Origin of the sequence: Microbacterium sp. KUDC0406 (genome assembly GCF_021582875.1) — a bacterium.
Classification (GTDB): Bacteria; Actinomycetota; Actinomycetes; order Actinomycetales; family Microbacteriaceae; genus Microbacterium.
In genome coordinates this window covers 2,948,947-2,961,656 of sequence record NZ_CP091138.1, presented here as the reverse complement: position 1 = coordinate 2,961,656, position 12,710 = coordinate 2,948,947, and the positions used below count along the sequence as shown (strand labels likewise).

At 69.6% G+C, this 12,710-nt stretch carries 11 protein-coding genes; 5 read left to right on the top strand and 6 right to left on the bottom strand.

From position 1 onward, the window contains the following. Nucleotides 1-34: 34 nt before the first annotated feature. Complete coding sequence (locus L2X99_RS14605) at nt 35-214, bottom strand: hypothetical protein (protein WP_236126113.1); 180 nt, start codon at nt 212-214, stop codon at nt 35-37. Nucleotides 215-274: 60 nt separating this feature from the next. Here L2X99_RS14605 and L2X99_RS14600 point away from each other — a divergent pair, with 60 nt between their 5' ends. Further along, complete coding sequence (locus L2X99_RS14600; RefSeq protein ID WP_236126114.1) at nt 275-1,171, top strand: J domain-containing protein; 897 nt, start codon at nt 275-277, stop codon at nt 1,169-1,171. Between the two features lie 2 nt (nt 1,172-1,173). Here L2X99_RS14600 and L2X99_RS14595 read toward each other — a convergent pair whose 3' ends face one another. Continuing rightward, nucleotides 1,174-1,365 (bottom strand): hypothetical protein, encoded by a 192-nt coding sequence (locus L2X99_RS14595; protein ID WP_236126115.1) that lies wholly within the window; start codon nt 1,363-1,365, stop codon nt 1,174-1,176. A 74-nt stretch (nt 1,366-1,439) separates the two neighbouring features. Here L2X99_RS14595 and L2X99_RS14590 point away from each other — a divergent pair, with 74 nt between their 5' ends. From L2X99_RS14590 to L2X99_RS14580, 3 genes are read left to right on the top strand one after another with little or no spacing between them, the layout of a single operon-like run. Continuing rightward, entirely contained in the window at nt 1,440-1,634 is a 195-nt protein-coding gene (locus L2X99_RS14590; RefSeq protein ID WP_236126116.1) for a DUF6767 domain-containing protein, read from the top strand. A 55-nt stretch (nt 1,635-1,689) separates the two neighbouring features. Continuing rightward, the gene (locus L2X99_RS14585) at nt 1,690-2,463 is read left to right on the top strand and encodes an alpha/beta fold hydrolase (protein ID WP_236126117.1); all 774 of its coding nucleotides are present in this window, start codon (nt 1,690-1,692) and stop codon (nt 2,461-2,463) included. Between the two features lie 25 nt (nt 2,464-2,488). Further along, nucleotides 2,489-3,148 (top strand): histidine phosphatase family protein, encoded by a 660-nt coding sequence (locus L2X99_RS14580; protein ID WP_329608038.1) that lies wholly within the window; start codon nt 2,489-2,491, stop codon nt 3,146-3,148. Between the two features lie 3 nt (nt 3,149-3,151). Here the strand turns inward: L2X99_RS14580 and L2X99_RS14575 are convergent, their stop codons facing one another. Beyond that, a complete protein-coding gene (locus L2X99_RS14575) occupies nt 3,152-4,018 on the bottom strand; it encodes a helix-turn-helix transcriptional regulator (RefSeq protein ID WP_236126118.1) in 867 nt (288 codons plus the stop codon). 100 nt (nt 4,019-4,118) lie between these two features. Between L2X99_RS14575 and L2X99_RS14570 the strand changes: the two genes are divergently transcribed. Beyond that, nucleotides 4,119-4,883, top strand: coding sequence for an SDR family oxidoreductase (locus L2X99_RS14570; RefSeq protein ID WP_236126119.1), 765 nt, complete (start codon nt 4,119-4,121; stop codon nt 4,881-4,883). A 44-nt stretch (nt 4,884-4,927) separates the two neighbouring features. On the opposite strand, the gene L2X99_RS14565 is transcribed toward L2X99_RS14570, so the two are convergent. Genes L2X99_RS14565 through L2X99_RS14555 form a run of 3 tightly spaced genes read right to left on the bottom strand, consistent with a single transcriptional unit; the run spans nt 4,928 to nt 12,659 of the window. Beyond that, nucleotides 4,928-8,776: a beta-galactosidase gene (locus tag L2X99_RS14565; RefSeq protein ID WP_236135312.1), complete on the bottom strand. Its 3,849-nt coding sequence runs from the start codon at nt 8,774-8,776 to the stop codon at nt 4,928-4,930. 29 nt (nt 8,777-8,805) lie between these two features. Then, nucleotides 8,806-9,996 carry a discoidin domain-containing protein gene (locus tag L2X99_RS14560; RefSeq protein ID WP_236135311.1) on the bottom strand — a complete coding sequence of 397 codons (1,191 nt, stop codon included), beginning with the start codon at nt 9,994-9,996 and terminating at the stop codon, nt 8,806-8,808. Between the two features lie 23 nt (nt 9,997-10,019). Continuing rightward, entirely contained in the window at nt 10,020-12,659 is a 2,640-nt protein-coding gene (locus L2X99_RS14555; RefSeq protein WP_236135310.1) for a family 20 glycosylhydrolase, read from the bottom strand. Nucleotides 12,660-12,710: the final 51 nt, after the last annotated feature.

Sequence of the window (12,710 nt, the reverse complement as noted above, 5' to 3'; positions counted from 1 at the left end):
TCGTAGCGCTCCCGGTTGCGCTCGATCTCGGGGATCAGTTCTGGCGCGAGCGGGTGAGGCTGCGCAGCACGAGGAACACGATCACCGCGACGACGGCCACAACCGCGAGCTTGGCGACGAACCAGATCAGTGAGAACAGCGCGCTCACGATCCACCACGCGATCACGACGGCGGCGATCACGCCGAGGACGGTCCAGACGCTGCTCTTGTTCACGGTTCCAGGTTAACCGGCGGTCGCCGTTAACCTGATGTGTCCGCCGACCCGAGGAGCCGCATGTTCGACAGCCCGCTCTCGGCCTCGGCGTACGAGGTGCTCGGCGTCGCGCCGGATGCCTCCGACGACGACCTGCGTCGCGCGTTCCGGCTGCAGCTGCGCCGCACGCATCCCGACACCGGCGGCGACGCCGCGGTGTTCATCCGGGTGCAGCGGGCCTGGGAGCAGGTCGGCACTCCCGAGGACCGCGCCGCCTACGACCGCGGACACGGCTTCGCGGGAGAGTCGGAGTGGAGCGGATGGCGCGAACCGGTGCGCACGGACACCCGGCCTCGCGCGAAGTTCCACGGCGAGGCGGGCGGATGGCTGCGCCGGCAGTACGTCGCGCGGGTGCGCGATTTCGCACCGGATGCCGTCGACCCCTACGACCCGGCTTTCGTGCGCACCGTTCCGGTCGAGCTGCGGATGCTGCTCGCAGGCGCCCTCGCCGAGGAGGCGACCTCGCGCATCCTCGCCGACCTGGGCATGGGTTTCACGGTCTGGCACGACGTCGCGGTCCCGCGCTACCCGGAGGATGACGGCAAGATCGATCACGTCGTGCTCGGCCCGTCCGGCCTGTTCGGCGTGATGTCGGCCGACCTCGGCACGGACGTGCGGTTCCGCAGCGGCGAGATCGCCGGCCCCGATGCCCCGGTGGCGGATCTGCTCAGCCGCATCCGGCTGCTCTCGCGCGCCGCACGGGTGCGGTTCAGCGCGGCGATCTTCGTGTTCCCCGACGACGACCTCGCCGAGGCCGCCGTGCCGCTCGGGTCGGTGCGGGGCATGCCCGTCGTGGTCGTGCGACGCAGTGTGCTGCGCACCATTCTGCGGAGCGGCGTCCACGGCACGCGGGTGATCGGCGGCAACGAACTGTTCGACGTGCGCACGCGACTGCAGCAGACCGTGCGTCTGTCCTGATCTCAGCCCAGCGGCGAGGCATCGAGCACCGTGGGCACGTACTCCAGCAGCTGGCTGCGGTCGTCGAAGGTGCGGGCCTCGATCAGGTCGAGGTACTCGGGGCCCTCCCTCGGCGACGCCGCCGGACTCGGCGACGCGGCGTCGCAGCTCCTCCGCCAGCTTCGCGTGATCGGTCTCGGTGGCCATGCCCGCACCCTACGCCGAAGTTCGGGCGTTTTGTCCGGCGCGAGGCCCTCCGGCGTCCGGACGAGCGGCGGATCATGGGACTGTGAGCGCAGAGGAGAGGACGCGACGGTTCCCGCAGCCGATGTGCCCGGTGCGCGCGGGCGACCCGTGCTCGCTGTGCATTCCCGGCGCGAGCGGTCCGCAGGACTGTCCGATCGTGCAGCTGGTGATGGACGACCCCGAGCTGCGCGAACGCGCGCACGAGCTGCGGCGGGCCGCACGGAGGCGCCAGGGCTGACGTCTGCGCCCAAGACCGTCTTCCCGGTGTCGCACCCCCGTGCTTGTATGACCGCATGAGCATCGCGACCTCGGCAGACGGCACCCCCATCGAGTTCTCCGCGACCGGCGACGGCCGCACCATCGTGATCGTGAACGGGGCGCTGTCGACGGCGGCCGACGCCGCGCCACTGGCGCAGGCGCTGGCGGATGCCGGATTCCGCGCCGTCACCTGGGATCGTCGTGCCCGCGGAGGCAGCGGCGATCGGCAGGACTCGACGCCCGACGACGAGGCGGCCGACCTCGCTGCGGTGATCGAGGCCGCCGGCGGGACCGATGCGGTGCTCGGGCACTCCTCGGGCGCGGTGCTCGCTCTGTACGCGGCATCCCGCGGCGTGCCGACCGGTGCACTGTTCCTCTCCGAGCCGCCGATCGACTTCGACGGCTCCGGGTTCGGGCCCGAACTGGCCGATCGCCTGCAGACGCTCGTCGACGCCGGGCAGCCGGCCGAGGCGGTCGCCACGTTCCAGCTCGACGCCGTCGGCCTGCCCCGCGAGATGGTCGAGGGAGGCCGTGCGAGCGGCATGCTCGACGCCCTCGCACCGCTCGGTCAGTCCACGGTCTACGACGCGCGCCTGACGCTGCGCGTGCGTCAACCCGGCCGCGACCTGCTCACCATCACCCAGCCGGCGACGGTGCTGCGCGGTGCGCAGACGTTCCCGTTCCTGATCGGGGCATCCGACCGGCTCGCCGCCGAGCTCTCCGGTGCCGAGCTGGTGATCGTCCCCGAATCGGTCATGCACCGCCCCGATCCCGCCGCGACGGCACGGGTCATCGCAGCACGAATCTGAACCCCGGCGGAGATACGGTGGCGCTGTGGACGCCATCTCCGACCCGCTGCCCGACCGCCCCGCACCCGACAATCCGCAGGGCAAGCTCGTGCTCCTGCGGCACGGCGAGACGCGGTGGTCGCGCGAAGGACGGCACACCGGCCTGACCGACATCCCGCTCACTCCGCGAGGTGAGGACCTCGCCCGCGCGGCCGGCGAGCTGGTGCACGGCTACGACTTCCGGCTCGTGCTGACCTCCCCACTGCAGCGCGCTCGGCGCACCGCACGTCTCGCCGGGCTCGACGCCCAGGTCGATCCCCTGCTGGTGGAGTGGGACTACGGCGGGTACGAGGGGCGCACGAGCGCGGAGATCCGCGCCGAACTGGGGTACAACTGGTCGGCCTTCACGCACGGTGTCATCCGCGGCGAGACGCCGGGAGAGACCGTCGAAGAGGTCGCCGCCCGCGCCTCTCGCGTGCTCACGCGGGTGCTGCCGGCGATGGATGAAGGGGATGTCGCACTCATCGCGCACGGACACTACCTGCGCATCCTCACCGCGGTCTTCCTGCGCGAGGCGCCCCGATTCGGCGCCAGGATCACTCTGGACGCCGGGTCGGTGTCGGTGCTCGGCTTCTACCGCGAGCAGCCGGCCATCCTGGCCTGGAACCACGGTCCCCAGCTGCCGCTGCATCCGTCCGAGTCCTGATCTCTAGCGGGGCGCGTCCCGCGTCGCCTGCCGCGCACCGAACTGCTGAGTGCCGAGCACGCCCAGCAGACGCAGCTTCTCCTCGTCGGCGCTGCGCGGCTCGGCGGTGAGGACCAGGAGGGCCTGAGAGAGGTCCTCGGTGAACAGCACCTGGCAGTCGACCTCGATCGGCCCGATCTCGGGATGGATGAGCACCTTGTGGTCGGCGAATCGCTGCGCGACCTCCTGCCGCTCCCACAGTTCGCGGAACTCATCGCTGCTGCGCAGCAGTTCGGCGACGAGCTCCGCCGCGACGGATGGGGCACCCATCGCGCCGTACGCCGCCCGCATGCCGGCGACGATCGCACGGCTCTGCCGATCGCGGTCGTGCTCGGGATACCGCTCCCGCTCCTCAGGACGCAGGAACCAGCGATGCGCCTCGAAGCGCTCCCAGCCCGTGCGCCCCGTCTGGTCGCCCATCAGCGCGACGGCGAGCCGGTTCTGCAGCAGCGTCTCACCGAGGTTCGAGATGATCAGCGCCGGGGTGTCGGAGAGCCGATCGAGCACCCGCTGCAGCGCCGGTGAGACATGCGGGGAGGCGCTCAGCCGACACGGCACCGCATGACCGGCCATCCGGTACAGGTAGTCGCGCTCGTCGGCCGTCAGCCGGAGGGCACGGGACAGCGAGGCGAGCACCTGCGTGCTGGGCTGCGGCCCGCGCTGCTGCTCGAGGCGGGTGTAGTAGTCCGTCGACATGAGCGCGAGCTGCGCGACCTCCTCGCGGCGCAGACCCGGCGCGCGTCGTCGCACGCCCGGGGCGAGGCCCACATCGGCGGGCTGCAGGTCCTCGCGCCTGCGGCGGAGGAACTCGGCGAGGGCGGCACGATCCATGCCTCCATCCTGCAGGCGCGGCGGCATCCGATCCAGGGACCGTCGATCCCCCGATGAGCGCTCTCTGCCACGCCGTGGATTCCCCGCCGAGACTCTGAACATGCGAATCAACGGAAACACGATCTTCATCCCCGGGGCGACCAGCGGCATCGGACTCGCCCTCGCCGAACGCCTGCACGCCGCAGGCAGCACGGTCATAGTGGGCGGACGCAGACAGGAGCTGCTCGACGAGATCGTCGCGCGGCATCCGGGCATGCACGCGGTGCGGATCGACACGACGGACGTCTCTTCCATCGACGCCGCCGCGAAGCGGGTGATCGCGCGGCACCCCGACCTGAACGTGCTCGTGGCCATGGCCGGGATCATGCGCTCCGAGGACTGGCGGACCCCCGGTTTCGCCGGCTCAGCTGAGCAGATCGTGACGACCAATCTGCTCGGCCCGATCCGTCTCATAGACGCCTTCGTCGCGCACCTGCAGACCCGGCCGGATGCCACGATCATGACCGTGTCGTCGGGGTTGGCGTTCACTCCGCTGCGCACCACGCCCACGTACAACGCCACGAAGGCCGCGATCCACATGCTCAGCGAGTCGCTCCGGCTGCAGCTCTCCGACACGTCCGTGCGGGTGCTCGAGCTGGTCCCGCCGTCTGTCGCGACCGACCTGATGCCCGGCCAGCGCGAGAGCTCGTTCGCCATGCCGCTGGACGACTTCGCCGACGAGGTGATGACGATCCTCCGCGAGCAGCCCGAAGCGACCGAGCTGCAAGTGGAGCGGGTGAAGCTCCTGCGCTACGGCGAGGCCCGCGGTGACTACGCCGAAGTGGTGCGCACGCTCAACGCGATCGACGTCGCCAGCGCCGTGTGACCCGGCGCCGGCAGGGCCGCGCCTGCCGGCGCCTGTCGTACCGATCAGCCCCCGAGGCCTCCGGTCGTGGAGTGCACCGCCTCGAGCGTCACCGACTCCGGCCCCATCCCGGCGGCCTTCGCCGCCACCGCGATCGAGATCTCGTTCTTGCCGCGCATGTTCAGGAACGCGCTCGGGATCGTGAACTGCTTCTGGGGTCCGATGTCGCCGATGTAGACGCCGGTGTTCCATCCGTTGACGAAGATCGTCGCCTGCGACCCGTCGGTGCGGCCGACGTCGAACTTCGGCGAGTTCACGGTGAGACGGAAGGCCGTGTCCTGCCCCCTGGGCACGTTCAGCCGGAACGACGAGCGGTACCAGTCGACGCCGGGGCCGTCGGCCACCAGTGACGAGGCGCGCTTCCACTTCCGGTCGTTGAAGTTCGGCAGATGCCACCCCTTCCGCTCGCCGGACAGTCCGCCGTTGTTGTAGATCGTGCGCACCGGATCGGCGTCGGCGGCCGTCGCACCCTCGATCCGCCAGGTCACGCCGCTACCGCCGTCGGTGAGCACCGCGTCGTACAGTCCGCGGTTCTGCCGGGACAGTCCGTCGTCGGACCAGTCCAGGTTCTGACCGAGGTTATTGACGAGCACCGAGACCACGACGTCGTCACCCGCCTTCACCGCGCCGTCGGGCACCGCGACATCCTGCCACCCGCCCGCTGCGCGCGGCGAACCGGCGTAGACCCCGTTCACCCAGACCTGCATGAACGCGGGTGCCTTGCCGTGGCCCGGCTGCCCGCTGCCGCCGTTGCCCTGGAGTCTCAGGGTTCCGCCGTCCTGCGCTGCGGTGTAGTGCGCGCGGTACCAGACCGACCCCTCGTAGAACCCGTAGTGGTTCGAGTCGAGCACGACCTTCTGGTTCGCACCCGGCCCCTGCCAGCGCGTCCCGGCGGTGTCGTCCGCGACCGTCCAGCGCGAATCGTCGAAGCGCGGTTCGGCCTCGGCGTCGTCGGATGCCGTGACCCAGGTCAGCTTCGGGACGGTGACCGCCTTCGGCCCGGGCGCCCGCAGCGTGGCGATGCCGTGGGAGGCCTTCGCCTTCGTGGAGTTCCAGCGCACCTGCTTGATGCCGTCCGGCACATCGATGCGCAGGCTGCCGGATTCTGCCATCGAGCCCGTCAGCGTCGCGACCGCGCCGTGGAACCGGACGTCCCTCGGAAGGTAGGCACCCTCGACGACGACCGTCCCCTTGCTGCCGCCGTCGATGAACCACACATCTGCTGCATGCTCACGATCCATGATGCGCAGTGTCAGGGGCTGCTCGCCGTCGTCGACGACGATGTCGGCGGGAGCTCCGTGCACGTAGTTCAGCCGCAGCTCGCCTCGCTCGGCGTTCCAGGTTCGCTCGACGCCCGGCGGCAGCGTGACCTTCGGCTCGGAGTCGTAGTGCAGCACGGTCTCGCCATCGTCGCCGGCGTAGCCGATGGCATACTGCACCACGCCACCGCGGCGCTGCAGTGGGGCGCCGAACAGTTGGCTGGTGGTGTAGTACAGCGCGTGGTCGCCGATGCGGGTGTCGGCGGTGAGCATGAGCGCGTCCCGCCCGTGCAGCGTGAGCGAGGTGCCCGCCTTCTGCGGGACGCGCTCCCAGCCGATCCGGCCGTCCGGGATGACGCTGCCGCTGTCGGCATCGCGGTAGATGTTCACCGCGTCGAGCGAGTGGAACGACCCGCTCGAGCCCTCGAACCGCTCGCCGGTGACCACCACCTTCACGGTGTGCTCGCCGTAGGCGAGGTCGCGCTGCGAGAACAGCACCTTCTGCGGCTGCGCCGACGAAGTGACCTGCTCGGAAGTCCGCCCGGCCTTCTCACCGTCGATGTACACGTCTGCCGGTCCGTGGTTCTCGGAGTGCGGCCCGATCAGTTCGAAGCCCGCGCCGGTGAAGGTGAACTCGTACGCGTCGCCGGCCTTCGATGAGAAGGTCTCGTCACCGCCGATGTCTCCGGAGGTCCAGTTCTTCCCGGTCGCGTGCTCCCACGATCCGGTGAACACGAGGTCGTCGACGTCGTCGTTCCACTGCACCTTGGAGTCGTCGGGCACCTGGAAGGCATCGATCGCGACGACGGTGCCGGTGCCGCCATCGATGGGCGTGCCGAGGTTCTCGACGACGATGGTGTGCACGCCGGGGGCGAGATCGGTCGCCTCGAACGAGACCTGCTGCACCGGCTTGTTCTGGTCGGTGTCGACGTGCGAGCTGAAGGTGCCCTTGTCGACGCCGTCGATGGTGACGCGTGCGGTGCCGTGGTCGGTTCCCGTGGAGGTCACCAGCTGCACCGAGGTGCCACTGAACGTGAACGAGGCCTTCGCGCCCGCCGCCGTCGAGGTGGTCAGCGTGCCGTCGTGCGCACCGCCGTCGGCCACCTGCTTCCACGAACCTGTGTAGGCGATGCCGGCGTCACGGTCGTCAGTGCTGACGACGCCGGATCCGCTGTCGTCGCCGGCAGCACCGAGGATCAGCGGGAACGTGAACCGGGTGGTGGTGGTGTCGTTCGAGTCGGCGAGCCGGAAGCCGAGGAAACGCGTGCTGCCGTCGTCGGTGGCGGATGCCGCATCCTGATCCGTCGCGATGCGCTGGTACGCCTGCACGGCGCTGCCGCTCTCGACCGTCGCGCTCGGCGCGGCCAGCGGCCGCATGGATGCCAGGTCGGGTACCGCCTGCAGATACGCGCCGACCTCTTTCTGCGCCGCGAACTTCGGCGTGATCGTGCGGTCCTCGTTCAGCGCCGCCCCGTAGTCGTAGCTCGTGAACCCCGACGACGGCGATCCGGTCCAGCCCCAGTTGGTGCCACCGAAAGCCATGTACGAGTTGTACGCGGTGACGCCGTTGCCGACGTTGCGCGCGCCCCACTGCCGGGTGAAGCCCTCGTCGGTGTACGAGTAGCACTGCTCGGTGTCGAACGCCGCACCCCACGGGGTGAAGGCACCACCCTGCGACTCGGTGATGAACTGCGGGGTGTCGGGTGCGATCGCGCGGAACGCGGTCTCGGATTCGCCGATGCGATTGCGCTGGGCGCCGCAGTTGAAGCCCAGCGGGTAGTTGTCGTACGCGTAGAAGTCGAGACCGTAGGTGTCGACGTCGCGGAACCGGCCGCCCATGCCCCAGTCGTTGTGAAAGACCGGCACCGTGATGCCGTCGACCTTCACACTCGCGGTGAGGTCGGTGAGGAACTGCTTGCGCTGGGGGCTGTCGTCGAGCAGCTCGTTCTCGACCTGGTACATCAGCACCGACCCACCGCCGTCGGTCACCTGATGCTTCCCGATGATCCGGTTGACCGCGCTCAGCCACGCCTTCGAGTCGGCGAGCACCTGCGGGTCCTCCGACCCGCGCAGCGGTGCGTCGACGTTGGTCATGTACGCGGGCAGCCCGCCCATCGAGATCTCGGCATTGATGTACGGACCGGGCCTGGCGATCACGTACAGTCCCTCCTCCTCCGCCATGGTCAGCAGCCTGTCGACGTCACGGATGCCGGTGAAGTCGAAGTCGCCGCCGCGCTCGGACTGATGCAGCCCCCAGAAGAAGTACAGCGAGACCGCGTTGAACCCGGCCGACTTCAGCTTCTGCATCAGGTCGCGCCACTGCTCCGGCGCCGGCAGACGCCAGTAGTGGAACTCGCCCGACCAGATGTTGAGCCGCTCGCCGTCGACCTTGAACGAGTGCGAGTCCCAGGTCACCCGATGGGGCGCGCCGTCATTGCCGGGGAACGACACGATCGCGGCCTTCGACGCGGCGACGGCCGCTGGAGCGGCGGAGGCCGTCAGGGTGACTGCGCCACCGATCATCGCCATGGCGACCGATCCGACCAGCGCAGTGCGTCCCACATGCCGCAGCCATCCTTGCTTCTCTCGTCGCATCTTCTCCGCATCCTTCATTGTGGCGAGGGTCAGCTCAGGGTGAACGTCGTGGTCGACGTGTTGCCTGCGACGTCGAAGACGACCAGGGTGTTCTCACCCTTCACCGCTCCGAACGTGCCCGGCTTGATCCCGTTCACATCCGACCAGGTGTTGTTCGACAGGTCCTTGGTGACGCCGTTGAGGGTGACCTTGTCGATCTTCCCGGCGTCGTGCAGCTTGAAGCTGACCCTGTCGTAGACGCCGTCGGCGCCGACCGTGAACTGCGCGCCGTCCTTCACCGTCGCCGTCGGCGCGGTGGCGTCGACGGTCACGGCGAAGGTCCTGGTGGCGGAGATGTTGCCCGCGAGATCCTGCGCGTTGTAGCGGATCGTGTAGTCCCCGTCGGGGAGCTTCACCGTCGCGGCGTGGTGCCCTGTCGTCGCACCGCCGACCTGGGTCTGGGTGCTCTTGACCAGCGTGCTGCCCTTGTAGATGTTCGCGACGATCCGCTTCAGTCCGCCGGCATCCGCCGCATCCATCTCGATCTGCAGAGCCTGGAACGGACCGGCCGCCGTCGGCGAGACGAGCGACACGGTCGGCCGCGTGGTGTCGGCAGTCGGCGTGACCGCCCCGACGGCGATCTCAGCCGCGCCGCCGAAGGCGTTGCCGTTGATGGAGGAGGTGCCCACCAGCTTCAGGTAGCGCCCGCGCGCCGGGGTGTCGAACTCGAACACCTGCTCACGCCCGATGTCGAGGAACGATCCGGTCTGCACCGCGTCGCCGAACTCGTCCGGCGAGTCGCCGACGTACACCTCGTAGTCCTTCATGCGGCCGTTGGCCTGGCCTGCGCGCTGGGTGTAGGCGAACCCGGTGACCTCGTACTCCGCACCGAGGTCGATCGTGATCCAGTGCGGGTAGGCCGGGCTGCCGCCCTGCCACTGGGTGTGCCAGAACGTGGCCGGGTCGCCGTCGATCGCGTTCGCCCCTCCGGCCTGCTCGCCGGCGGTCTCCTCGGAGTCGACCCCGACGAGCGACAGCGTGGAGCTGTCGAGCTGGTTCGCCAGCGGCACCAGGTGCGACGACACGACGACCTTGTCGGATGCGGTGCGGTCGCCCGCCTTCGCGGTCACCGTGTACGTGCCGCTGTAGGTCTCGGGCACGACGGGCAGCGACAGGGCGAACTCGCCCTTCGCGTCCGGGCGCACCGTGCCGAGAACGCGGTCGCCGACGCTCAGCTCCACGTACGATCCGGGCTCGAAACCGCTCAGCGTCCCCGGCAGCCTGTCACCAGCATCCCCCTCGGAGCGACGTCGATCTTCGGGGTCACCGAGGAGTCCCACGGAGCGGGATCGGACGGATCCGGAGTGCCTGCCACGACCTTCGACGTGAAGGCTGCCGACGAGCCATCCGAGAACGTCACGGTTCCGCGGTACGTGCCCGCCTCGGCGTAGGCGTGCTTTCCGCGCACCTCGTAGAGGCCGGCCGCCCGCAGCGCGTTGCGCTCGGCGTCGGTGCGGAAGGATGCCGTGGTCGGCTCGCTGCCGTCTCCCCAGTCGACGGTCGCGGTCAGCGCGTCCTGCAGCGTCGAGGCGCTGACGCCGTCGGCGTCGTCGACCCGGTCGACGGCGATGGCGGCACCGTCCTCCTGCAGCTTCGTGCCGGGCGCCGCGACGGTCGCCACCGAGAGCGTCAGATCACGTCCGGGCGACACGGCGACCGGCTGTCCGGCCGCGGACCACTCCCACTTCGTGGCGGCACCGTCGTAGAAGTTGGTGTCCATCGCGAGCAGGCGCTCGCCGACCGACGCCATCCGCGTGGTGAAGTCGGCGACGTCGCGCTGCGCCTGCGGCGTCCAGCCGATCTCGGCGTGCGAGATCACGCGCGGGAAGCCCAGGAACTCGGCCTGTTCGCCGCCGCGGATCGTCTCGGCCCACATCGGTCCCTCGACACCGAGGATGTACTCGTCCGGCAGCTTCTGGCCGCCGTCGGTGACCACACCGGCCGGATCCCAGTTGTAGTACGCCGGGAAGTCGCCGATACCGGCCCAGGTCAGGCCGATCGGCGTCTTGCTGTTGTACTTCATGTCGAGGTACGCGCTGTTGCTGCGCGAGAGCACGAGCTTGGCGCCCTTGTTCTTCACGGCGTCGAGGGTGTCGGCGGTGCCGCCCACCCAGTACTGGATCGCGTCGTCCTGCTGAACGCCGCCGACGGATGCCTCGTTCCAGCCCATCATCTTCTTGCCGAGGCCGTGCACGAGCTGCACCGACTTGGTGATGAAGGCGACATAGTCGTCGTGCGGGGTGACATGCGACTCATCCCCGCCCACGTGGATGTACTCGCCGGGGGTCAGCGCGGCCAGCTGCGTCAGCACGTGCTCGAGGAACGTCCACGTGGCATCCGAGTTGGCATCCATCGTCGAATAGCCGACGCTGCCGGTGCCGTTGGCGGGCACCCGGCCGCTCTCGTCGACGCCCGGTCGCGAGTTCGCGGTGTTGAGCTCGGGAATCGCGTGCAGCGCCGCATTGGTGTGCGACGGCGTGTCGATCTCGGGGATGACGGTGATGTGCAGGGCCGCGGCGTAGGCCACGATGTCCTTGTACTGCTTCTGCGTGTAGTACCCGGTGCGGCCGAGTTCGTTCTTGTACCCCTGCTGGGTCATCGCGGTCGCGCCGGAGCGCGAGGTCAGCAGCGAGTAGTCGATGGTGTCTCCGGCGGCCCTGCCCTCGTTGGTGATCTCCAGCCGCCAGCCCTGGTCGTCGGCGAGGTGGAAGTGCAGGGTGTCGAGCTTGAAGGCCGCCATCGAGTCGAGGTAGTCCTTGACCTCGTCGACGGTGAGGAACGAGCGGGCGACGTCGAGCATCGAACCGCGGTGCGTGAAGCGCGGGGCATCCGTGATCTGCACCGCAGGTGCGGTCCAGTCGGCCTGCACGACGGTGTCGGACTCGATGAACGCGGGGAACAGCTGCCGCAGGGTCTGCACGCCGTTGAAGGCGCCGTGCTCGGTCTTCGCCGTGACCGTGATGCCGGTCTCGCCGCTCGTCAGGCCGTATGCCTCGCCCTTTCCGGCGAACCCGGAGACCGCGCCGTCGGCGAAGACGATGTCACCGTCGCGGGCGCCGCTCGAGACCACCGGCAGGTCGTACCCGGTGGATCCGCGCATCAGCTTCGCGAGGAACTCTGCGCTCTGCGCGAGGGATGCCGGCGCGACGATGCGCGCGTCACGCCCGAGGGTGAACGGCGCCGCATCGTCATCGGCGTCGACGTTCACGGGCAGCGGCACGAGCGAGTCGGCGCGCGATGTCTCGATCACCGGCTCGGCTCCGTTCCACACCTCGAGCTCCCACAGCGAGATGCCGTACTTCTGACCGCCGATGGGGGTGCGCTCGACGCCCTGCATCCGCACGAAGCGGTACGGGGTGCCGGCGTCGACCGCGGTGAGCTTCTGCACGTCGCGCGCGCCGCAGGTGGGGGCGATCACGTCGGTCGCGTCGACGAACGTCACGCCGTCCGCGGAGACCTGCAGCTTGTACTTCGCGGCGCAGGCGGCCTCCCACTCGATGGCGACGTGATCGATCACGGTCGGCTCGGCGAGTTCGACGGTGACGGACGCGTCGTCGGCGGTGTTCGACGACCAGCGGGACTGGTCGCGCGATGCGGCGCCCGGGTTCATGACCCCGTCGATCACGAGATCGGGCCCCCACTGACCCGCCACCTCCTGGCCCGTGGCGGTCACCTTCCCGCCCTGAGAGGCGAGCGCGACGTTCTCGCCCTCGGTGGACGCGGCGGGGGTGGCCGATGCCGCCAGGGCCGGAGAGACCGGCGCGGTGAGGAAGAGCGCAAGGCCGGTCGCGAGTGCCGCTCCACCGGCGGACAGTCGTCGGACGTACTTCGGATGTCTCATCATCGAGGTCACCTTCGCTGGGAAATGTTTCCGCAAACACACGGTGATATGTAA